This window comes from Acetivibrio saccincola (assembly GCF_002844395.1).
Classification (GTDB): domain Bacteria; phylum Bacillota; class Clostridia; order Acetivibrionales; family Acetivibrionaceae; genus Herbivorax; species Herbivorax saccincola.
In genome coordinates, this window is sequence record NZ_CP025197.1 from 3544342 (window position 1) to 3567837 (window position 23496).

General features: G+C 34.3%; 25 protein-coding genes. 3 read left to right on the forward strand and 22 right to left on the reverse strand.

Translation table 11 applies throughout. From position 1 onward, the window contains the following. Window positions 1–27: 27 nt before the first annotated feature. The 6 genes from HVS_RS15905 to HVS_RS15925 all read right to left on the reverse strand — a co-directional run bounded on the left by HVS_RS15905 (window position 28) and on the right by HVS_RS15925 (window position 3206). Window positions 28–432, reverse strand: a complete 405-nt coding sequence (locus HVS_RS15905; RefSeq protein ID WP_159063473.1) for a hypothetical protein — start codon at window positions 430–432, stop codon at window positions 28–30. Window positions 433–549: 117 nt separating this feature from the next. Next, window positions 550–672 (reverse strand): hypothetical protein, encoded by a 123-nt coding sequence (locus HVS_RS17595; RefSeq protein WP_278278666.1) that lies wholly within the window; start codon window positions 670–672, stop codon window positions 550–552. Continuing rightward, window positions 641–1105, reverse strand: a complete 465-nt coding sequence (locus HVS_RS15910) for a hypothetical protein (protein WP_101303899.1) — start codon at window positions 1103–1105, stop codon at window positions 641–643. Before HVS_RS15910 ends, HVS_RS17595 begins: the two co-directional genes overlap by 32 nt. A 423-nt stretch (window positions 1106–1528) precedes the next feature. Continuing rightward, entirely contained in the window at window positions 1529–2515 is a 987-nt protein-coding gene (locus tag HVS_RS15915; RefSeq protein WP_101303901.1) for a diaminopimelate dehydrogenase, read from the reverse strand. A gap of 187 nt (window positions 2516–2702) precedes the next feature. Next, a complete protein-coding gene (locus tag HVS_RS15920) occupies window positions 2703–2855 on the reverse strand; it encodes a type II toxin-antitoxin system RelE family toxin (RefSeq protein WP_242971614.1) in 153 nt (50 codons plus the stop codon). A gap of 84 nt (window positions 2856–2939) precedes the next feature. After that, entirely contained in the window at window positions 2940–3206 is a 267-nt protein-coding gene (locus HVS_RS15925) for a hypothetical protein (RefSeq protein WP_101303905.1), read from the reverse strand. Between the two features lie 372 nt (window positions 3207–3578). Between HVS_RS15925 and HVS_RS15930 the strand changes: the two genes are divergently transcribed. After that, a complete protein-coding gene (locus HVS_RS15930) occupies window positions 3579–4040 on the forward strand; it encodes a type II toxin-antitoxin system PemK/MazF family toxin (protein ID WP_101303907.1) in 462 nt (153 codons plus the stop codon). Window positions 4041–4410: 370 nt separating this feature from the next. On the opposite strand, the gene rlmH is transcribed toward HVS_RS15930, so the two are convergent. The 8 genes from rlmH to yycF form a co-directional block, all read right to left on the reverse strand. Next, complete coding sequence (gene rlmH / locus HVS_RS15935; RefSeq protein WP_101303909.1) at window positions 4411–4890, reverse strand: 23S rRNA (pseudouridine(1915)-N(3))-methyltransferase RlmH; 480 nt, start codon at window positions 4888–4890, stop codon at window positions 4411–4413. Window positions 4891–4917: 27 nt separating this feature from the next. Beyond that, window positions 4918–5709, reverse strand: a complete 792-nt coding sequence (locus HVS_RS15940) for an MBL fold metallo-hydrolase (protein ID WP_101303911.1) — start codon at window positions 5707–5709, stop codon at window positions 4918–4920. A 36-nt stretch (window positions 5710–5745) separates the two neighbouring features. After that, window positions 5746–7002, reverse strand: coding sequence for a UDP-N-acetylglucosamine 1-carboxyvinyltransferase (locus HVS_RS15945; protein ID WP_101303913.1), 1257 nt, complete (start codon window positions 7000–7002; stop codon window positions 5746–5748). A 51-nt stretch (window positions 7003–7053) separates the two neighbouring features. Further along, window positions 7054–7956, reverse strand: coding sequence for a two-component system regulatory protein YycI (gene yycI / locus HVS_RS15950; protein WP_159063474.1), 903 nt, complete (start codon window positions 7954–7956; stop codon window positions 7054–7056). Window positions 7957–7971: 15 nt separating this feature from the next. Next, window positions 7972–9384, reverse strand: a complete 1413-nt coding sequence (locus HVS_RS15955) for a hypothetical protein (protein ID WP_207654787.1) — start codon at window positions 9382–9384, stop codon at window positions 7972–7974. Window positions 9385–9439: 55 nt separating this feature from the next. Beyond that, a complete protein-coding gene (locus HVS_RS15960; RefSeq protein WP_101303919.1) occupies window positions 9440–10018 on the reverse strand; it encodes a hypothetical protein in 579 nt (192 codons plus the stop codon). Window positions 10019–10135: 117 nt separating this feature from the next. Beyond that, window positions 10136–11959, reverse strand: coding sequence for a two-component system histidine kinase PnpS (pnpS, locus tag HVS_RS15965; protein WP_101303921.1), 1824 nt, complete (start codon window positions 11957–11959; stop codon window positions 10136–10138). An 86-nt stretch (window positions 11960–12045) separates the two neighbouring features. Then, complete coding sequence (yycF, locus tag HVS_RS15970; RefSeq protein WP_101303923.1) at window positions 12046–12741, reverse strand: response regulator YycF; 696 nt, start codon at window positions 12739–12741, stop codon at window positions 12046–12048. A 276-nt stretch (window positions 12742–13017) separates the two neighbouring features. Here yycF and HVS_RS15975 point away from each other — a divergent pair, with 276 nt between their 5' ends. Further along, window positions 13018–13236 (forward strand): aspartyl-phosphate phosphatase Spo0E family protein, encoded by a 219-nt coding sequence (locus tag HVS_RS15975; RefSeq protein ID WP_101303925.1) that lies wholly within the window; start codon window positions 13018–13020, stop codon window positions 13234–13236. A 161-nt stretch (window positions 13237–13397) separates the two neighbouring features. Here the strand turns inward: HVS_RS15975 and HVS_RS15980 are convergent, their stop codons facing one another. The 4 genes from HVS_RS15980 to HVS_RS15995 form a co-directional block, all read right to left on the reverse strand. Further along, window positions 13398–16508: an Ig-like domain-containing protein gene (locus tag HVS_RS15980; RefSeq protein WP_101303927.1), complete on the reverse strand. Its 3111-nt coding sequence runs from the start codon at window positions 16506–16508 to the stop codon at window positions 13398–13400. Further along, window positions 16505–16687, reverse strand: coding sequence for a hypothetical protein (locus HVS_RS15985; protein WP_159063475.1), 183 nt, complete (start codon window positions 16685–16687; stop codon window positions 16505–16507). The genes HVS_RS15980 and HVS_RS15985 overlap by 4 nt, the downstream gene beginning before the upstream one ends. A 107-nt stretch (window positions 16688–16794) precedes the next feature. After that, window positions 16795–16965, reverse strand: coding sequence for a small, acid-soluble spore protein, alpha/beta type (locus HVS_RS15990; protein WP_101303931.1), 171 nt, complete (start codon window positions 16963–16965; stop codon window positions 16795–16797). Window positions 16966–17041: 76 nt separating this feature from the next. Next, window positions 17042–17473: a CBS domain-containing protein gene (locus HVS_RS15995; RefSeq protein WP_101303933.1), complete on the reverse strand. Its 432-nt coding sequence runs from the start codon at window positions 17471–17473 to the stop codon at window positions 17042–17044. A 253-nt stretch (window positions 17474–17726) separates the two neighbouring features. On the opposite strand from HVS_RS15995, the gene HVS_RS16000 reads away from it, so the two are divergent. After that, on the forward strand, window positions 17727–18782 hold the full coding sequence (locus HVS_RS16000; RefSeq protein WP_242971615.1) for a lipase family protein: 1056 nt from the start codon (window positions 17727–17729) through the stop codon (window positions 18780–18782). Between the two features lie 232 nt (window positions 18783–19014). Here HVS_RS16000 and nadC read toward each other — a convergent pair whose 3' ends face one another. The 4 genes from nadC to HVS_RS16020 all read right to left on the reverse strand — a co-directional run bounded on the left by nadC (window position 19015) and on the right by HVS_RS16020 (window position 23367). Continuing rightward, window positions 19015–19848 carry a carboxylating nicotinate-nucleotide diphosphorylase gene (gene nadC, locus HVS_RS16005; RefSeq protein WP_101303940.1) on the reverse strand — a complete coding sequence of 278 codons (834 nt, stop codon included), beginning with the start codon at window positions 19846–19848 and terminating at the stop codon, window positions 19015–19017. A gap of 27 nt (window positions 19849–19875) precedes the next feature. Then, on the reverse strand, window positions 19876–21474 hold the full coding sequence (gene nadB / locus HVS_RS16010) for an L-aspartate oxidase (protein WP_101303943.1): 1599 nt from the start codon (window positions 21472–21474) through the stop codon (window positions 19876–19878). A 37-nt stretch (window positions 21475–21511) separates the two neighbouring features. Next, window positions 21512–22426 (reverse strand): quinolinate synthase NadA, encoded by a 915-nt coding sequence (gene nadA / locus HVS_RS16015; RefSeq protein WP_101303945.1) that lies wholly within the window; start codon window positions 22424–22426, stop codon window positions 21512–21514. A 296-nt stretch (window positions 22427–22722) separates the two neighbouring features. Next, window positions 22723–23367: an accessory gene regulator ArgB-like protein gene (locus tag HVS_RS16020; protein ID WP_101303947.1), complete on the reverse strand. Its 645-nt coding sequence runs from the start codon at window positions 23365–23367 to the stop codon at window positions 22723–22725. Window positions 23368–23496 lie beyond the last annotated feature (129 nt).

The window sequence follows — 23496 nt, forward strand, 5'->3', positions numbered from 1 at the left end:
CGAATATCAACGACTATGCCGAATTTTTCAGGAATTATAAATCCCTATCTGACCGCTCCTAAACCGCCCTTCACTTTTAAGGGATCTAATCCTGTAAGAAAACAACCCTTTACGCTCAAGTTCTAATATAACATCTTCACTTCTTTTTTCATTATACTCAACATATGTAAGAACGCCTATTTCCTGAATACCATCGACAAATTTATTGTTACCATGCCCGTATGAATCATTATGCATAACATACTTCTTTTCATTAAAAGCCTTAATAATATTGTTTCTTAATTCTTTATATGTCTTTGTCATACCTTTGTAGACAATTAATGTATCTTCGTCCAAGTATTTATCCACTTCATTTATATCGTAACTTCCAAATACCTCTGAATATTTTATTGCATAGTCAGTATCGACAATCTTGGACTTTATATATGACAATCCAAAAGAAAATAGAATTATAAAGCAAATGGCTATTGGTATGAATAATATAATTTTTTTACTTTATCCCCCATATTTCCTGCCTCATTTCTATATTTTCAGAAGTTAATTCTTGATTTAATCTTTAAATACTATTATTTCGCCTTCTAAAGTCTTCCCGTCAGGAGCTAACCTTGGTGTTTCCCCTGTTGACATTACAAATTCAATTCTATCCTCTATTTTTTCTATTGAAATAGTCATTTATCCTGTCTTCATCTAAGTCCGGTCTATTAATTAAAACCTTTCCTATCCGTTCTCCGTCAACAGTTCCTTTTAAATCAAAATCCCCTGAATTCTCAAAATATCTTTCTACTGTATCAATAGTACGCATAAGTATTTTGTGTGTAGTACTTACATGTGCAAACTCAATTAACAAAATCCTTATAAAAAATGCAAAACATACAACCAGCACCAGTGATACAACAATTGGAATCAATTTCTTTAAATTTTTTCTGTGTTTTTTTATGGCAAAAACTATATTTGCAATGGCCAAAATTGTAAATAAACTTATGCAAATTAATCCCAATTCAAAGTCTGCTAACATATCACTTAAAAAACCTAAAAAAACAAAAATATCATTACCGGTATACTTATTATCTTGACTACCTTGATTATCTTCTTCATCATAAGCCACCTCTTTTTATTTATTATTCCCTAAAATAACTTTACGTTAACTTACATCAATATTATAGGTTCATACGCTACTGTTTAAAAACCTAGTGTCAGCAATATTTGCTAACGCTTAAAAAATTTATAACTAATTCTGTAAAACTTTTAACTATCATAAAAACAACAGAAAGTTTTTGTGTTCTTGTTATTTTTCATAAAAAAGGATGTTAAAAGAACTGCTAATAAAACTTTAGAAATGATAGATTTAAACTTTCTCATAAAAAAACTCCCCTTGAAATAATTAATTTTATATAATTAAACAAAATTCTAGATTATTATATATCAATTTCCATAAATAATCAATACTTATATTTATAAAAGTAATTTTTTATTTATTATGTCAATATATAAACAAAAAAATAAGGCAAGGGAAAAACCTTGCCTGTTTTTACAATAACTCTTTTCTAAGCTGTGCCGCCGGCTTATATGACAAATATGAAAGAGGCACGTCAAATACCGTTTTTGCACCAATGTGCCCTTCATTATACATAGTATAAGCCGCTCTTGCATATGCCACTAAAATACTGGATGTAAACTCAGGATTGCTGTCAAGTTTTATGGAAAACTCTACAATTTGCTTATTGCCTTCTCCTGTAACAGCAGTATGTATGACTCTTCCGCCATGGGGCATTGCTGAATGATTTTTCTTTAGCTCTTCTTCTGAAATAAAATGAACCACCGTTTCATAATCTGAAAAATAATTTGGCATTGATTTTATTTCATTTTCTATTTTTTCTTTATCTGCTCCTTCCTCCGCCACAACAAAACATTCTCGTAAATGCTTGTCCCTGTTGCTAAGCTCCGGCCACAAGCCTGCCCTTACCTTTTCAAGGGCTTCCTCCTTAGGTATTGTGTACTGAACGCCATTCTTTACACCTTCAACTCTTCTTATTGCATCAGAATGTCCCTGACTGACACCTTTACCCCAAAAAGTATAACCTACCCCGTCAGGCAGTATCGCTTCTGTCAGCATCCTGTTCATTGAAAAAAGCCCTGGATCCCATCCTACAGAAATAATTCCAATCTTTTTACTGGATTTTGCAACAGCATCCATGGTTTCAAAGTATTCTGGAATTTTTGCATGAGTATCAAAGCTATCCACAGTATTAAACAATTTGAGAAATTCAGGTCCCTGTTTTGGCAAATCTGAAGAAGACCCTCCACAAAGAATCATTACATCAATTTTATCTGTATACTTTACTGCATCATCAACATGAAAAACCCTAACATTTGGGTCATTTGTCTTTACAGCAGCAGGATCTCTTCTGGTAAACACTGCAACTAATTCTATATCAGGTGTTTTTTTAACGGCGGTTTCTACACCTCTTCCTAAATTCCCATATCCTACAATACCAATTCTAATTTTTTTGCTCAAAATAACTCCTCCCAACCTTAGCTCATGTCTAATATTGCTAATTTAACAACACTATATTTGTATAATTAAAAATATATGCAAAATATTATACCATAAAAAGTCAAAGTTTGCACATTTAAATTTTCTGCAAACTTCACCTCTTTAATAGTTTATTTGTTTTTTAAGACCTACATTATATACTACAAATTTATAAATTCTCATATATCTGTCCTCTATTTCCTATATCAATAACTAGTATTGTGAGTTCTTGGTCATTTTTGGAAAAAATAATTCTAAAATGTCCAACCCTAAGCCTATAATATTTATAACCCTTTAACTTTTTTACATCTCCTTCAGGCAATCTATAAACAGCAGATAAAATTCTCTTTCTTTGATGAATATCCTGTTTATTAATAAATTTTAAAGCATTCTACTAATACTAATCTTATAGTTCAGATTCATTAATCCCTAACTCCTTCAGAACTTCTTCCATACTGACAAACTCAAACTTTTCAGGATTTCTCTCAAATTCATCAATGATTTTTATTTCTTCCTCATCGGGCTGGACTTCTTTAACGCTTTCCCACTGTTTCTTTACTTCGTTCTCTTTCTTGTTTTTTAGAAAGGCATAATAATTTAAAACTTCTTTGAGAAGTTCTGTGTCATTTTCCTTTGCTAACTTTATAATTAATTCTCTCGATAGCGGACTCACATTATTCACCTGCCCATCATATATTGTTATACTAATATTATATCACAAACACATCTGAAATTTACACTATATTACAACACTGCCTTTCATTCCAAAAGACATTTAAATATGTTATACTGTGTTATAAGGACAATACTGCCCTCTTACTTATGATATGTCTCGCCGTTGTTTACCGAATACATGACTTCACAAATTCGTAAATAATACCGATTTCTTCTTATTGCTCTCCCTTAAGCCACATATGATATCTAACGACAATCTATTTCTTTTTTCTATTTTTTATACAAATTTTAACTCTTTCTTATATTTAAAACAAGGTATATTTATTATATAATATAAACCAATACAATAATTCTTTAAGGAGGTATACCATTGGATGATAAGGCAAAAAAACTTGCAAGATGGTTTTGCGTAAAGATGTATTTACAAGAGAAACATGAAAATAATAATTTTAGAAATTGGTTTACAGTAAGAGGAGATATATATACTTGTCACTTCGGTGAAAATATTGGTGACGAAAAATGTGGAATTGGTAGACCTGTATTAATTGTATCAGCAGATAACATTAATAGGAAAAGTGGTAATGTAATTGTTGTCACATTAAGTAAAAATATTAAATGGGAAGACCCTATAACAAAACGAAAACTGAAATATGATACACATTATGTACTTAAAAAAAGTAAGTATCCACAGTTGGCTTTTGATTCTGCAGTTCAATGCGAAGATATTAGAGTTGTAAGCAAGGCTCGGTTAGGTCAATATATATGTTCTGTAGACTTAGCGACAGACATGAAGCAAATTAAAAAAAGGTTAAAATCTGCTTTACAATTATAAAATTAATGATTGACAATTTTTAATATAAATTATATAATTTAATTACATAAATATATATCGTTCGTCTCTGGTAATTATTACTGGTGCTCGCGAACTGACGAATCATTTTAATGTCGGGAATCTTGTTCATTCCCAGAAGAAAATATTTATATTGTGTATAAGAGGACAAGTATATACTTGTCCTCTTATACACATAATTTTAAGGATTCTGCATATTATATTATATGAACATATATGTTCATTTCTATGAACAAACGACAATGACTATCGGAGACCTTGTTCGTCTCCAGATGAATATTTTTATTTAATATCTTCTTAGTATATACTAAGGAGATATTATTTTTTAAGTCTCATAAATCTAAAACAATTGTCACTTATGATATGTCTCATTGGCTAAAATCTTAAACGCCCTGAAAATTTGCTCTAAAAGTATAACCCGCGCAAGCTGATGCGGAAAAGTAAGATCTGACAGGGAAAAACGAAAATCTGCTAAATTCAGCACCTCATCATCTAACCCCAATGAACCACCTATTATAAATGTAATGTTTGATTTACCTGAAATAAAAAAAGAATTAAGTTTATTGGCAAAGCCTTCAGAATCCAGCTTCTCCCCCTTAATATCCAAAACAATAACTAAACTTCCATCCTTTATTTTTTTTATAATCCTCTGGCCTTCTCTTTTTTTTACCTTTTCCTCTTCTAATTTGCTTAATTTGTCCGGTGCCTTTTCATCGCTTACTTCCACAATATCTAATTGACAAAACTTAGAAAGCCTTTTGCTGTATTCATTTACCGCTTCTTTTAAATACTTTTCCTTCAACTTCCCTACTGCAATTATATTAATCTTCATATATATACCTCTTTTTAAAAACATCCATTAAACTTCCACTACCTTGCCTGCTTCCGACCTTGATGCTATTGAAAGCATAATATCCTTCTCTATATCTATATTTTTTTCCCTTAATATATTGCTCACCGTCTGATATGCCAGCTGGGGAAAATTATTTTCTTTGCTAAGATGTCCCAATATAAAGCGCCTGGTGCCGTTCTCAGCCAGGTAAGCCACTACTTTTCCCGCCACTTCATTGGATAAGTGACCCTTTTCCCCCATTATCCTTTTTTTTAAATACCATGGGTACTTGCCCATCTTTAACATTTCTACATCATGGTTTGACTCTATAAGCAATAAGTCACTTTCTTCTAAGTTGTTTAACAGCTGCCTGTTCATGTGACCTATATCTGTTGCCGTTGTTATCTTTTTATTGTCTGCAAAAAAATTAAAACCCACAGGCTCTGCCGCATCATGGGGAATTGGAAATGCATTCACAAAAATATCACCTATTTCAAAACCGCATCCTGTATCAAAGTACATTTTATTTTTTACACTCACAGGACCTATTGCTTTTTCCATCTCACACCAGGTTTTTTCATTTGCATATATAGGTATATCAAATTTCCTGGAAAGTACCCCGGCTCCTTTAATATGGTCACTGTGCTCATGGGATATTAAAATAGCACATATTTCAGTTGGATCCTCTCCTATGGAACAAAGAGCTTCTATTATTTTTTTGCCGCTCAAACCGCTGTCAACTAATAATTTTGTCCTGCCTGAAGAAACAAAAATAGAATTTCCACTGCTTCCGCTATATAAACTACAAAATTTTATCATTTGTAAATCTCCTGTCTAAATTCTAAAATGCCCGCACTATTTAACTACTTTTACCCTGGCACCTAAAGCCTCTAGTTTTTCCTCTAATTTTTCATAACCTCTTTTTATATAATATGTATTATACACTTCTGTCCTGCCTTCTGCAACAAGACCTGCAACAACCATGGCAGCCCCTGCCCTCAAATCAAGTGCCTCAACAGGTGCACCTGTAAGTTTCTTTACCCCTTCAATAACTGCCATCCTGCCTTCAACTCTTATAGAAGCACCCATACGTTTTAATTCATCCACATACTGGAATCTGGACTCCCAAACCCCTTCTGTAATTGTGCTTGTGCCATCTGCCAAACACAGCATAACACAAATAGGAGGCTGCAAATCCGTTGGAAAGCCCGGATACGGAAGGGTTTTTATATTTACCCTGTGGATATCCGGAGTACCCTTGACTCTTATCCAGTCCCCGCCTTCTATAACTTCAACATTCATTTCTATAAGCTTTGCACTTAATGATTCCATGTGCTTGGGAATTATATTTTTGACAGTTACATCACCTTTTGTAGCAGCTGCTGCTATCATAAAGGTGCCTGCTTCTATCTGATCCGGTATTATAGAGTGGATTGCCTTGCCGGAAAGGTTTGGAACTCCCTTAATTTTTATAACATCTGTCCCTGCTCCCTTTACATTTGCCCCCATTGCATTGAGGAAATTGGCTACATCCACCACATGAGGCTCTTTTGCCGCATTCTCAATGGTTGTAACCCCTTCTGCCTTAACTGCTGCCAGCATAATATTTATGGTAGCACCTACGCTTACAACGTCCATGTAAATTTGCGTTCCTGTAAGCTTCTCCGCTTCCACCTTTATTATTCCATGGTTTATTTCCACCTTTGCCCCAAGGGCTTCAAAACCCTTTATATGCTGGTCTATTGGTCTAAAACCAAAATCACATCCTCCCGGAAGTGCCACCTCAGCCTTTTTAAACCGTCCCAAAAGAGCTCCTAATAAATAATATGAGCCTCTAAGGCATTTAACCATATCGTATGTTGCTACACTGGATTTTATATTTTTAGAATCTATGGTAATGGTTCCTTCCCCGCCACAGCTTATTTCAGAACCTAGATTTTTCAGTATATCAATTAATACTTTTACATCTTTTATATCCGGAATATTTTCTATGGTGCATGGTCCATCTACCAATATAGTTGCCGGAATTACTGCAACAGCTGAATTTTTAGCTCCGCTGATACTAACCTCACCCTTTAGAGGTACTCCACCCTCTATTACTAACTTTTCCATTGTAACGCCCCCAACTATCTAAATATGTGCTGACTTTATATCCTGCCGCTACTACTGTGTATTTATTTTTTCACCGTCATATACCCTGTAAAACAACTCTTCATCTCCGGAAGTCCTGATACGCCATACCGGTATATCATCTGTCGTCTCCCTTGCTCCGTTTTGAACGGCAATTTCTTTAAAACCCAAATCAATTGCTACAATTTCTATGTCTTTTATACTGTCATGGTTTTTTATCAAAACCTGATGAGCTGTTAATATATCACTGCCCTGTTCTATCCCGTCTATTTTCCTGTATCTGCACTCTAATTGTAAAACATCCTCTTTAGACATAAGAACGGAAATATAGTTTTCAAATATCCAGAATTCATTGTACTTCTGTCTAAAAATATAGGTATCCCCGTTTTCCATTTTATCAAATACAAACTGGTTTATTGGTACACCGGTTCCTTTAAACAGTTTTTTTAAACTATCAAGTACCTCCCCGCTGCTTTTGTCTGCACTTATAATATATGACAAATTTTTGTTTTTGTAAATAAAATTATCGTTATCCTTAAAAATTATTTCCTTCCCGTCTTTTTCAATAATCTCTTGGGACATATTTTTTTCTTTTGCACTCTCTTCTAAGTCTTCTTTTAAATTTTCTTTTGAACCTTCCTCTAAATCTTCCGTTAACTCTTCTTTTATATACTCTTCCTGCCCTAAAAAGTTTTTAACAATTCTCTTCTTATTTATACTTTCATCACCATAAACTAATGTCCCTATTTTTTTATTATATAACGGGATTTCAGAATTTACAATAACTCCTCTGTTTAAAAGAGCTTTTTTTGCATTTTCAATTGTATCCTGGGATATGCCTTCATCATTTGCCAATTTTATTATAACACCTGCAAGAAAAAGGTTTAGAATGACAAATATCACTATTAAAATGCTTTTAGCTTTTGACCAGTCCAAGTCCATACACCTTCTTTACTTTTCTTTCATTGGAACGATATACCGCCTGCCGTCAATGCCTTCTATCACCCAGGTTGGCACAATGCTTTCAGTATTTACACTGTACTTAATCTCATACGACACATTTTTATCCTTTATGGAAAATCCCCCGGTGGCAAGGTCAGTATACATTTCAAATGTATCATCCAACAAATCCCCAAAATTCATATTCAGCTCCAAAACTTCATCCCCGGCTTTAAAATTTCTAAGCACCCACTCACAGCTTAAAACCCTTTTGCTGTTTGCACTAATGTTAATTGCATGATTGAGTCTTTTATCTGAATTCTTTACGGGATACCCGTTTACAACTACAGGCATATTATTAAATTTATAATCAAAATAGAATGAATAATATTCACCCTCATCAACAGCTTTTGCCAAATAAATATCAACATCTGAAATTAAATTTCCCCGGATCTTTATAAATTCCAACGCCTTTTTAAATGCCTCTGTCTCATTTCCCTTGTCTCTTTTGCCTATTACAGACAGATATTTGTATTCTAAAAGCCCGTCCTTGTAAATATTATACCTGTTGCTGAAATTTTTAAATACTATTACATCTTCCATATCCACACTCTGTATAAAGCTGTCCTTTTCATTTCCAAGGACTTCTTCAGCAATTAAATCAATATCTTCACTGCTTTTAGAATCCAAATCAGGCATATCAAAAGGTATGCTGCTTATGGCATTTCTAAAACTTCTGTATTTGTTTCCCTTTGCCACAATGAGAACGTCAGGTTTGAAATAAAAGGGAGATCTGTCTGTACTTCTGATTATTTCACTTACAACTTCAAAACTTTCTTTTTTCGCCTCATACAACTCTTCAATAATTAAATCATAATCCCACCTGCTAAGCCCTTTGTCATAAAAGGACATTGTATAAAGATACACCTTTTCACCGTCATAAATATATACATTTACATTGTTATTTATATTCTCTGCAGGCAAAATTGCTATTTTATATATTTCTTGTGGTTTAATACCGCCGGATGTCGCCACACCCAGAAATGCCGCCATTAAATTTGAACTTATATTATTTTTAAATTCAATGATAAATGATTTTTTTTCAATTACATCCTTCCACTTACTTTCTCCATATTCCCTTTCGTCTGTTATTTTCTTCTGGGTAATTATGTTTTTTAAATAGTGCTTGGCATTTTTCCAAATTTCATCGTAATATGAATCTTCCTCATTTAATACCCAGTGGGGATTTTCAAAACCGCCTGAAACCACTATTTTGAAAGGTTTAAAAAAATCTTCCATATCAATGGTTGCCTGGTTATTTTTAGCGCTAATTATATTCCATAAAAAATTAGTAGGCATTCCCCTTCTCTGATAGTTCCAGAGGATACCTACTTGTATTATGCTTGTTATTACTAAAATTATCAATATGTACTGTTTAACTCTTTCGCTTTTAATTAAGAACATATAATATCCCAGACCTTTATGTTCCAAATATTTTCATTAGCATTTGATTAATGTTAAAGAAACCTCTTTTCAGTGAGTTCTTAACCTCGCTGTCAAGTAATGTAACTGTAAAAGTATTAACTTGTGCATTTTCACCTAATACCAATTCGCCGCCGTTTTTATATGCTGCAATTCTTATTCTGTTAGCTCCTACATTGGGAAGTTCAATTTCCTTTATAAAAAAACCTGAAATACCAATGTTCCATGAGCTTTCCCCTTCTGTGTTTTTAAAAGGTTCAAAAGTCCCGCTTTCTTCACTGTACATATATAGTTTAACTGTAATACCTTCAGCAGTTGAATTTCCACAAACTATGTACGATTTTCTAAAAGTTGACTCATCACCTTCCGGTCGTGTAATGGTTACTAAAAACTGCTCTGTATCCTCTGTGTCTTTATTTCTAAATAGTGCATCATCTAGGCTTAGTTCTTCCTGATTTGTACCATCGTTTATTATATTAACGGCAGGCACATTAGCAGTATCATTAGCATATGTACTTATGCAACACCCTAACAGAAGCATTGCAAAAACAAAAAGCCCTATTAATCTTTTCAACATAATCCACACCTCTTAAACCCGGGTAATAAATCCTTGAAATTACCTCAAGCCTCCATAGATAAATTATACTATAGTTATATTACAGCTAAATTACATGGCATTTAAAATTGAATTACATCAAAGTCCGCATTTTACCGGGAGTTTGATTGTAAATTCAGTACCTTTTCCAATATCACTTGTAACAGAAATTTCACCATTATGTGCCTCAATAATTTCCTTTGCTATTGCAAGACCAAGACCTGTTCCTCCCATTTCCCTGGACCTGGCTTTGTCTGTTCTGTAAAATCTTTCAAAAATCCTGGGAAGATCCTCCTTTGGAATACCAATTCCCGAATCCTTCACTTTCACATATACACTGCTGTACATCTTTCCAACATAAATACTTATTTTTCCGCCTTTAGGCGTATATTTCATTGCATTTGACAGTATATTTATCAATACCTGTTCAATTCTGTCCCTGTCAGCTTCAACATCCTCTACATCCCCTATTTTATAGCATTCTATTGTCTGATCTTTTTCATTTGCTGAAATTTCCAGTTTCTGAATACAATCTCTTACAAGCTTCTCTAAAGAAAACTTTGTAATATTCCACTTCATTTGGTTGTTGTCAAGTCTTGAAAGCTGTAGTAAATCTTTAACCAGCCTTGTCATTCTGTCTGCTTCTGAATTAATAACAGATAAAAATTTTGTTGCTGTTTCCTTATCTTCCAAAGCACCTTCTAATAATGTCTCTGAATAGCTTTTAATTGATGTTAAAGGGGTTCTTAGTTCATGAGATACATTAGCAACAAATTCACGCCTCATTTCATCTAATTTTTGCTGTTCTGTTACATCGTGAAAAACTGCAATGACACCATCCGGCTTTTTGTTTTCATCTGTAAAAATGGCAAAGTAAACCTTTACATATTTATCCCCTATGGTTGTGTTTACTTCTTTGGTTTTATATGTTTCAAGATATGATATTTCCTCAATTGAAACACCTAAATCATACCTCTTTGAAAATTCATTAAAATTCATATCCCATTCTTCTTTTATTCCAAGCATCACCTTTAAAACAGGGTTAATGTGAATAACTTCCCCTTTAAGATTAAATGCAATTATCCCGTCTGTCATATAGTTTAAAATGGTTTCAATTTTGTTCTTTTCCCTTGAAACTTCATTTAAATTCTTTTTAAGTTCACTTGCCATATAGTTAAATGCTTTTGTAAGCTTGCCTATTTCATCCTTTGATTTTACCTCTAGCACCCTTCCAAAGTCCCCGGAAGCAATTTTCCTAGCCCTGTGCATAAGGTTTACTATAGGGACTGTTATGGTCTTAGAAAGAACATATCCAAAAAGCAGCGACAGTATAATAGCAATCAGAAAGCTTAGCTGTATTATTTTATTAAACTCATCCATAAGACCTGCCCATTCTTCCCTGTCATATCTAAAGTAAAAAATCAAGGGAGTGTTTTCTATTGGCCGGGCATAGTCAAAATACTCCTTATTCCCCACTATAAAAAGAGACTCGCTGTCCCCTATTTCACCGGCTAAAGCTTTAAGATAATTTTTTGACTTTTGTATTTCCAAACTCAAACTATCCCAGTCCTGAGAAAATGACCTTTCATCTGAAAACTTAACTTCATTTGTCCTTCCGTCAAGTATGGTAAATGTCTTATGGTCATTTAAATAAAAGTCCAGCATGGCATTTGCTTTATTACTGGAATAATGCCTTACTATTCTTTCTGCATCCTCTTCTGTGGCATCCTCTCCTGGGTTTAAAAAACCTCTCTCAAATCCCCCTTCTAAACCTTGTTTAAAGGTATTGTAGTAAAAAGACTCCACAAAAAGATTTAAGGATACTGCCGCTGTGGACATGAGGACAAATGCTATTAGTATAAAAATTGTAACAAGTCTCCACTGCAGACTTCTAAAAAATCTAAGCCGTCTTATTAACCGCATAATACTTCCCCTTTTTTAACATCAGGTGGATTTTAAATCCCACCTGATGTCTTTACTAGCAAAACAGTACATGGTAAATTAAAAATCTAGTCCTCCTGCTTGTTAAAATAATATCCCACGCCTCTTTTAGTTAAGATGTAGGTTGGAGCACTGGGGTTTTTCTCTATTTTTTCCCTCACTCTTCTTACTGTTACATCCACCGTCCTGACATCACCATAGTATTCATAACCCCACACTTTTTCAAGAAGGGTTTCCCTTGTAAAAATCTGACCTTGCTGTAATGCTAAAAATTTAACTAATTCAAATTCCCTAAGAGTAAGTTCTATAACCTTACCTTCTCTCTTTACTTCATAGCGGTCTATATCAATTTCTAAATCGCCAAATTTCAATACCTTTTGTGCTTTCATTGTATTATTTGCAGCAACCCTTCTAAGATTTGCCTTTACCCTTGCCATCAGCTCTCTTGTACTAAAAGGCTTTGTTATATAATCATCAGCACCTAATTCTAATCCCAAAACCTTATCAACTTCTTCTTCTTTGGCTGTCAGCATTATAATAGGAGTGGATATAGACTCTCTTAGTTTACGGCAAACTGTAAAACCATCTATTTTAGGGAGCATTACATCTAACAGTATTAAATCAGGGTTTTCATTTAAAGCTGTTTTAACAGCTTCTTCACCGTCATATGCTTCAAGTGTTGTAAATCCTTCCTTGGTCAAATTAAATTTGAGGATATCGACAATGTTTTTTTCGTCATCTACTATAAGAATTTTCTCGTCCATAAGAACCACCCTTTTCTTTTTTATTTTAAGTGACCTGTACTCTCTATTTTCAATTATAACATTTATATTAAAAAAAAGAATATATATTTTACAGCAATTGCACCATAATATTCTTTTTGTAATACTTAACTCTAAATTTTACTTGTATTTTGAATAAATTTATTTGAAATTAGCCTGATATGTGATATAATAGAAAAAGGTGGATGTCCAAACTATAGTTGTTCTTCTTTCTTGTAAGTGGCTTTCTTAAAAAATTCTTAAAGGGGGCTGCAAGTCATGTCTAAGGAGCTTATGTACATCCTTATTACAAAAATGCATCTTAGGTTAAACCAGCTTATTGAGGAGAAAAATTATAATTTACTTGATGAGGAAGTTTTGCACTACAGTCAGAGGTTGGATAAGGTATTATCCAGGTTTAACAAGATTGTAAACCAAGATGCCAATTCAGGTTTAAATTCATGTGAAGTGAATAATGTCACAAAGTGTGCTATTTAAAGGTAAGAAATAAGAGGCAGATTTTTATGTCTTGATTGTGGAATCAGGGTATGAAAATCTGCCTCTTATTAAAAAGAAAACCCTTGGTGCCATGAGAGCGGTTGCTCTCATGACCTGCCAAGGGTTATTTTGTTTAAGTTTCATAAGTTTTCGCGTTGATATTAGTCGTCGCTTTCTGTTACTGTTATGGTAATTGTACCCTTATGAGTGTATTCGTTTCCGGCCATGTCTTCTACCGGTTGCGCTTGAGTTATTTTAACTTTACCAGCTTCAATATTATCTGTTAAAGTTATAGTTACTGTGCTACCAGAAGCTTCTACACTTTCAACTGTATAACCGTCAACTTTAAAAGTTTTGCTTGATAATGCATTATCATTAATATCTTCAGTAAACTCTATTTTAATAGTGTTTTTACCAGCTGTTGCTGTAACGTCTAGAACGTCTTCTTCTTCTTTTTCTTTTATAGAAGGAGCTATTTTATCAGCAACATATTTTTGTCCTGGTAATTCGTCGTCTGCTGCTGGGTTAAATATTACTCCTTTAACTGCTACATCAAGTCTGTTCTTTAACTTATTATCAAGTACCTGAACAGTAACGTTACTTGCATCAGCTTTGATATCTGCGCTCTTTAGAACAAGAGTTACAACTGTATTTCCTTTGCTGTTTCTTGTTACAGATGTTGATTTATAATCAGCTTTCTTATCAAATGTTTCTGAATCTACTGTAACTACAAATCCATCTATAGGAGCTTCTTTGAGATATTGGTCAAATGTTATAACTATTTTGTCCTTTGCAGTTATTTCAACTGATTCTACATTAGGAGCTACAGCATTATCAAGAGTATCTATACCACTATATTCAACTATAACGCCTGCCATAGCATTTCCAGCTTTGTCTTCAATCTTTTGCACGAATATCTTTTTACCTGTTAAATTCTCATCATTTGCAAGTTCAATTTTAACAATCCTGCTTCCTTCAGCAAATTTTGGTGAGTTCTTGAAGTTTGTTAATTTTCCATTACTGTCGTCCATTATTGCGTAGTTGTTTTTGTCAAGTGCAGTATTTGATACATCTTCATTAAAGATAAAGTATAGAGCTTCACCGGCTTCGTCTTTAGCTACTTTTACTGATGGAGCAGTTTGGTCGCCTACTTCTATTGTTGCTTTATACTCTGACAATTTATTTGGCTCTAATGCTGTATCTTCTACGTTAGCAATTTTTACAATAATAGTTTTTCCTTCAACTGGTTCACTTAATTTTACTGTAAATTCTTTTGCAGCTTCTTCTGCTGGGTCTATAGAAGAAACACTTGCAATTTCTTTTCCGTCAGTATCAAGTACTTCAATGTTATCTTCGCTAAAGTTTACAACTTTATTGAAAGTAACTTTAATCTTATCTTCACTTTCAACTGTAATACTTGTAACTTCAGGTGCTTCCTTATCAACAGTCACAGTTACTTCTATTTCTACAGTTTCAAATTTATTGCCCCAGTTGTCAACTACATCTACGTCATCGTATTTTCCTCTGATTCCTACCTTCTGAGTTCCTTCTGCTAAAGGTTTGCTATTTTTATCATCTTCGTCATCCATGAAATAAACCCATACTGTACTTACTGAATTTTCAGGCTTAATTTCGTCAGTCCTTGCTTCATCTTTATATATTCCTGTAGCTTCCCACGCTGTGAAAGTGTGGTAGAAGTTTTGAGGATGAAGTCCTGTCACCGGTTTGTTGAATTCAACTTTTATATATTTTTGGTCAACTTTTGTAATTTCTGCTACTGGTGGTTCATTATCTTTTACATATTCTAATTCAAAAGTCTTTGTTACATTTGTATAACCAGCATAGTCTTTAAAACCTTTAACTGTTACTTCGTAAGTTTTACCATCTTCTAATTCATCCCAAACAGAAACTGAGAGAGTTCTTGTACCATATCCTTCATCAACTTCAGCACCTATTGTAGTATCTCCAATCTTAAGTTCAATGTCGTCACCATCGCCTTCTTTAATAGGCTCACTGAATGTTATTTCTAAGTTTGAAGGACCTGTTACTTTTATTTCTTCAGCTTCCGGTCTTGTTCCGTCAAAAGCTTCAAAGTCTATTTCAGTTTCTTCAATTTCCATTCCTGTTGTGTCTTTTACATTTTTAACTACAAGAGTATATTCTCCTGAGTTATCTAAACCGTCATCACCACCGTCATCACCATCAACAGTTATAATAACTGTTCTGCCGTCTTCCTGTAGTTCAACTGAACCAGTTACATCTTTAACATAAATGTTGTCAGCATTTACAGTGTCCTCATCAAGAGCTGCACTGAATTCAACAGCTACTTCTTTTAAGTTGTCAGCTGTTACACTTGTTACTGTAAGCTCATCAGGCTGTACAATAACTTTAACTTTCGCAGTTAATGGAGTACCTGCGATTATACCTTCGATTTCTTGTTCGCCAACTTCTGATGTGTCAACTGTTGGCCATGTTACTTCAACTTCACCAGTTTCATCATTGTCATAAGTTACTTCTACAGTGCTTGGAAGATTTGCAGTTTCTCCAACTTTAACGTATACGTCTTCTAATTCAGCAACTTCTTTAATAACAGCGTCTACAAGACCTTTGTCTTTCGCTAAGTTCGCATCAACTTTTTCTAAGCGAACAAGTCTTTGAATTAGAGTTTCGTTTGATCCTTTAAAAGTAGCTTTTAATGCACCGTAGGAAATACCTACTAATGAATCTCTGTTAATAGGATCATTAGAGTTGAATATAGCTGCTTCAGCTGAAGTTAATCCGCCAACTTCGCTTAGGCTTGTTGCTGCTGTATGATAATTGAAGTCTCCATCATATCCTAGCAACTGAAGTACTAATGAACAATAAGCTTTTCCGTTAAGAGCTTCTTTTGGAGCAAATGTTCCATCAGGATATCCTTTTATATATCCTTTGTCAGTAGCGTATGCAACTTGCTTCTTAGCCCAGTTTGCAACAGTGTCGCCGTCTGAGAATGCTGCAAGTTTTTCATCCGCTTCTTCGTCTGACATTTCAAGTGCTTCGTCTTCTTGAGCAAAAATTCTTAGAAGCATAACAGCACCTGTTTCCCTGCTAAGCAATTCGCCTAGGTTAGGAACATACTCAGTTTCTGATTCTCCTTTAAACAATCCTAGATCATACATATCCCTTGCTTCTTCTTCATATTTGAATGAAGAATCCGCAAATGCAGGCACCATAAGTGTTGAGATCATTGCGATTGCAACAAATAATGCCACTAATTTTTTGAGATTTTTCATACTCTCAAATCCTCCTTGTAAGTTTTTTTTGGGATGTTGGCTTTAGATGTAAAAGTCAGGTCCGCCTTATCCCTTTGTCTACTAACCTGACCTATCCTGCATTTTGCTTCAAGATGGGCGCACAAACCTATCTCGAATTCAAAACTAATTATATCATCGGCTTTTTTGAGAGTCAACATGTAGATTTTAAGTGTAAAGAAATTGTAATAGAATTGAAACAAACCATGATTCATAAAAATAAACTAAAAGCCGGCTTATCGCCGGCCGTTAGTTTATTTAATATTAATTACTTTTTAGAAATATTTCTTTCTGCAATTTCTATTGCCTTTTTCACTATATTTCCGCAGTCTCTGGAGGTTACTGAGCCCCATCCTTCAGTTGCAACTGTGTCGTAGACTCCTAGTTCCTTAGCAATCTCCGTCTTTAGTTCTTCGGACATTACTTTACGCTTGCTCATTTTTTTACCTCCTCTGTTTTTCCTTTAATTAAAGGATAAAAGCTTATGCTTAAAAATTTGCGGATAACTTAGCAGTTTACATTTTGAAAGGCTTTGATGGTTTTGATATTTCACATAATGCTTCTGCTGCTTCCATGTCAAACCTTACATCTGATGCAATGTCACCTAATGAGAGCATACCTACAATCTGGTTGTTTTCAACAACAGGAAGTCTTCTTACCTGCTCCTGTGCCATAAGGCTTGTTGCATCTTCTATATCCATATCCGGTGTTACTGTCATAACTTGTGACGTCATTACATCCTGGACTTTTGTGTCATGGGGTGTTTTACCATGTGCTACATTTCTTACAACTATATCCCTGTCGGTTACAATTCCCACCACACCTGTGTGGTCGCAGACAGGAATAGAACCAACATTATGCTTTTGCATTAGTTGTGCTGCTTCTACAACGCTTTTTCCAGGGTCAACATATGCAACACTTCTGGTCATTTTGTCCCTAACCTTCAAATTAATCCTCCCCTTATATCAGTCTCAATGATATTTTCCCCGTCAGAATTTAATTTAATCGGTGTAAAATATTCCTGACTAAAAACCTTTAAAATCTATTCATATTAATTATCTAAGATGTTATAATTAAATATGTGAAGGGATGATATTTGTGTTTAAGTTAAATAAATCCAAAATTGTTTTTATCCTGCTGTTTTTATTCCTTATTATAATAGCCAACTTTAATTTTTTATATAACCGTTTTGTTTACCTTATGTATGACAAAAGCAGCCTTAAAATTCACTCACATTTTTTAAATTGCCAAATTAATACTGTGGTAAGTGAACCGTCAAATAAAGTATATATAAAAACCGTGGTTAAAAATTCCAACGGAAAGGTTATGCCCGGTGCCAAAGTTGAAATTACCATTGAAGAGGGCTTGGGGGAAATACTTACTTTAAGTAGAACAACAAATAAATACGGTGAGCTGCTTTCTGTTTATATCCCTCCTGAAAGTCACGAAATAAACCCATTAAACCCTTTAATCGTGACTATTAAATCTAAAATAAAGGATACAGATATATATTCATCCCTTTCCTTTAAACTTATCCCAGTACCTGTTGTCTTTGTCCACGGGTACCAGGAAAGCTCAATGGTATTTGACAACATGAATGAATTTTTGGTATCTAAGGGCTTTACAACCCTTTCTGTTGACTTTGATTCTACCAAAGGTGTTGTTTTTGCTTCTAATGAGCTAAAAAAATTCCTAAAAGAAAAAAAGTCAGAATTTTTAAAGGAGGGAATACTGGTAAATAAGTTTACCCTTATTTCCCACAGCTTAGGAGGCCTTGTCTCCAGATACTATACATCCAGTGAAGATTATTTAGAACATGAGAATGTATATAAAATGATTTTTCTGTCGGTGCCTCACAGTGGCTCACATATTGCATCAATTGGAAAGAACTATTTTAATGACCGGTCTATAAAAGACCTGGTTCCGGACAGTCCTCTCTTTTCCACAACATTCTCCAATATGATAAACGAAGGTCTTAATTCTTCAATACAAGTGGGAAATATCTACAGCCAGTATGATGAGGTTGTCACATTAGAAAGCGCCGGCCTTGATGAATGGAATATAAAAACTGAAATTTTCAGTGTGGAAGAAAACAAATTTACAATGGACAATCTCCTTGATGGAAGTATTTTAGAAGCTCCCAATCATAAAGGAATTTTAAACAATAAAAAAGTTTTTGAAAGAATTCACCAAATGTTAAAGGAAAAATTGGATTATCCTGTTGATAAAAAGAAGGAAATATTAAGACCTTTTTAGGTTTATCAACATGAGATATCCACAAAACTGTGGATATCTATAAAATTATAAACATCTCCAAAGCCGCTTAAATCAAGGGCTTTAAATTTTCCACAATTAAATATGTGAATAACATTGAATATCTGTGGATAGTTTTACGTTTTATCCACAAGTCGTCATTACATCTTAACCTGAACTTTTCTACTTGCTAAATATGGAATTTAAATCAGACCTTCCTTCCTTAATAAGACAGTTATTTGAACTTCATACTTATATCAAAGGCACTTACTGAATGTGTCAGTGAACCAACTGAAATTATGTCAACTCCGGCTTCCGCTATTGCTGATATAGAATCTGAGTCCACATTTCCAGAAGCTTCAATGACAGCTTTTCCACTAACTATTTTAACAGCTTTTTTTATTTTGTCACCCCCCATATTGTCCAGCATAATTATATCCGCTCCTGCCTCAAGTGCCTCTTTTACCTGCTCTAGCGTCTCTGTTTCCACTTCAATTTTAATTGTATGGGGTATTTTTTCTCTTATTTTTTTTACTGCTTCTTTTATACCACCTGCCGCTTTTATATGGTTATCTTTTATCATTACACCATCTGACAGGGAAAACCGGTGGTTATTCCCTCCTCCCACCCTTACAGCGTATTTTTCCAAAGCCCTGAGTCCTAAAGTGGTCTTTCTTGTATCAACAACTTTAGATTTTGTGCCTTTTATCTTATCACATAAATTCATTGTCTTTGTGGCAATGCCGCTAAGATGCTGAAGGAGGTTTAAAGCTGTTCTTTCTCCCTTTAGTAATGCCCTTGTATTTCCTTTTATTTCTGCTATTATATCACCACTTTTTACCCTTTCCCCGTCTACTATCTTTTTTTCAAAAACAACATTTTTGTCTAAAATTTCAAAAACCCTTTTGGCAATGTCAATGCCGGCTATTACACCTGTATCCTTTGCAATTAATACTGCTTCCGACTGTGAAGCTTCATCAATTAAGTTGTCAGTTGTAATATCCCCAAAGGGCATATCCTCTTTTAAACCGGCTAATATTATTTTATCAATTTCAAATGCATTTAACATTTGTTAATCCTTCCCTATTATTATGTGCTATTTTTTAGATTTTATTATGTTTTTCTTCCATTTTACATCATTAGTTTCTGGAAAATCCATCCTGTAGTGTGCGCCTCTGCTTTCTTCACGTTCTAAAGCAGATTCAACAACCAATTTTGATAACAAAATTATATTTTGCAGTTCAAAATCCTCTATTCCGTGATTTTCCATATCTTTCACGGCGTTATAATATTCATTTATTTTATCTTTGGCATAAAGAAGACCTCCACGGTCTCTTATTATTCCTACATACTTTGTCATAATATTTTGTATTTCTGATTTTACTTCCTCTTTATTTATAGCTTTTGAAACTCTTTTTGATTTTACCGAAAAATCATTGAATTCTAAAGGCTCTTTACCCTTTTTAATCACACTTTGAACTTCAAATCCTATTTTTCTTCCAAATACAAGACCTTCCAGCAATGAATTGCTTGCAAGCCTGTTGGCGCCGTGAATACCATTGCAGGCAGCTTCCCCGCAGGCGTACAACCCTTTTATATTTGTCCTGCCGTAAATATCCGTCTTAATCCCCCCCATACAGTAGTGGGCAGCAGGAGCAACAGGGATATAGTCCTTTGACATGTCTATCCCGTAGCTTAAGCAGGTTTCATATATTTTGGGAAATCTCTTTTGCAAATATTCCTTATCCTTAAATGTTATATCAAGATACACATTGCTAGATTTAGTTTTTTGCATTTCGTTAAAAATCGCCCTGGAAACAATATCCCTTGGTGCTAATTCAGCAAGCTCATGATATTGGGGCATAAATTTTTCTCCATTGACATTCCTAAGGTAAGCCCCCTCACCCCTTACTGCTTCAGAGATAAGAAAGCTTTTATTTTCAGGGTGAAATAATACTGTCGGGTGGAATTGAATGAATTCTAAATCCATTAATTCCGCCCCTGCCCTGTATGCCAATGCAGCACCATCCCCTGTTGCAACTTCCGGGTTGGTTGTGTATGAATAAAGCTTGCTAAAACCACCTGTAGCACAAATTACCATTTTAGATAAATATAAAATGTATGAAGATGTATCTTCATCATAGGCTAAAACGCCTTTGCAAGCATCCCCTTCTGTTATAAGATCCACAGCAAAGGTTCTTTCTTTTATTTTTACATTTTCCTTTGTCCTTACAACGGAAACCAGCTTGTCGCAGACTTCCTTTCCTGTGGTATCCCCTGCATGTATTATTCTTCTTTTACTGTGAGCCCCTTCCCTTGTCAGCGAAAGCCGGTTGATGCCTTCTTTGTCAAATTCAACCCCATACTCGCACAGGGTTTCTATGTTTTGGGCTGCTTCATTTACAAGCACCCATACGCTCTCCTCATTGCATAGACCTGCACCGGCCTTAATTGTATCTTTAAAATGAAGTCCTGGGGAATCATCCTTATCTAAAGATACAGCAATTCCTCCCTGAGCCAGTACGGAATTGCTTATCTCTATAGTTTCCTTTGTTAAAATTAGGACATTATAATCTTTTGGTATCTCCAATGCTGTATACACACCGGCGATGCCGCTTCCTATGATAACCACATCATAGCATTGTTTTTCTATATCCTTTGTGTCAAAATCTATAAGATACCTGTCTGTTTCCAATTAACACTTCATCTCCCTAAAGCTTCCCCTCAAAGGTTTAAAGCTGGATATTGTGCATACGGTCTAATGCTTCTTTTGCTTTAACCCTGATGTTTTCATCTATATTAATTTCATATTTCATTTCATTTAGTGCATTATATACACTCATCAGGGTATTCTTCTTCATGTTCGGGCAAATCAGACCCTGTGAAAGCAGATAAAATGTCTTATCCGGGTTATCTTTCTTTAGCTTATACATTATTCCCATTTCTGTACCTATTACAAATTTCTTTGATTTGGACTTTGAAGCATATTCAATTATTTGTTTTGTGCTGCCCACAAAATCTGCTTTATCCACAACTTCTTTAGGGCTCTCAGGGTGAATTAAAAGCTCAGCGTCTTTGTGCAGTTCCCTTACCTTTCTTACATCCTCAAGTGTCAGTCTGTGGTGTGTAATGCAGTATCCCGGCCACGGAATGATGTTCTTTTCCGGGACCATTTTTGCAACATAACTTGCTAAGTGTTGGTCAGGCACAAATAGTATATCCTTTTCTTTAATGGATTTTACCACCTGTATAGCATTAGAAGATGTACAACAAATATCACTCTCTGCCTTAACCTCTGCTGATGAGTTTATATAGCATACAACAACCGCCTCAGGATGTTTCTTCTTAGCTTTCCTTAATTCTTCTACAGTCACCATATCTGCCATTGGACATCCTGCATCTATCTCAGGCAGTAGTACTGTTTTTTCAGGTGACAGTATCTTGGCACTCTCTGCCATAAAATGCACACCACAAAATACAATAACTTTCTTGGTACTTTCTGCACAATATTTACTGAGAGTCAGTGAATCCCCTATTACATCGCTTATTTCCTGTACCTCATCAATCTGGTAATTGTGAGCTACAATTATAGCGTCCCTTTGTTCTTTTAATTCTAATATTTTTTTTCTGATTTCATTCTTATTCATCTTTAAATCCTTACCTGCCTATTTATATATTTCACAATAAACTTTTATAATAAATTTATGCGTTTACAAACTTTTTAGTTAATTGTTTTTTAATAAATATATTACTATGTAGTTTACTAATATTCAACCATATCTTTTAAATTTTAATGCTTTAATTTTAAATTTTAATACTTTAATTGCTTTTTGTAAAGATAAAAATTTATAATGCGTCCATATATTAACTTATATTGGGTTAAGTTGTTGTATTTTGTGGCAATTGTAAGAAATGAATGTGTTTTGTGTCATTTTGTTTAATATCAGTGTGACACTTTTCTTTTCTTTTTCTTATTAAAACTATTTTTAACAGTATCAAAAAATTTATGCCCTAAAGGAGTAATTGAAAACACCTCCAGAAGTAACCCAAAACATGCTGCCAGTACATACATATTGTAATTATAATATAAAGCTGTCAAAACAGCACCTCCCCATACTACTACATATACAATTGACAGCCTTTTAAACCTCAAAAATTCCTTTTCATCTGTAATCGGCCTGTTTGGATTATCTGAAGGCGCCCATTTTATAACACTTATAATAGAGATGATAAATACAATACCAATTAAAGCAATAATTGAATATGTGGGCCATTGCTGATAGGTGTATGTAGATACCATACCGGCAATTATAAAAAGACCTACCGATACCCCTATGCACTTACCGTATGTATCCATATGATATCCGCCGGCAAGCATCCTGAATGATGAAAATATAAGTACTATGACAATTGATGATTTGAGGGTTTGAGTTATCAGAGCCAGAAGAGTCAGTAATATGAGTTTTACCATACCGCCTATCAAAATTTGAAAACCATAGTAGTATACCCTTCTTTTTTCATGGTTCTCCTGCCTTTGCTTCATCAAGTAGTCTGCACCTTTGTAGGACATAGCTTGTATAAACCTCATTCTACATCATCCTCCCCCATATTTTGTTTTTCCCAACTCAACTTTCCTGCCTGATTATGGATTTGGTAAGTGACATGACTCAAATTGTAAGACCATTTTTGCAAAAAAGTAGAGTTCTTTATATACATT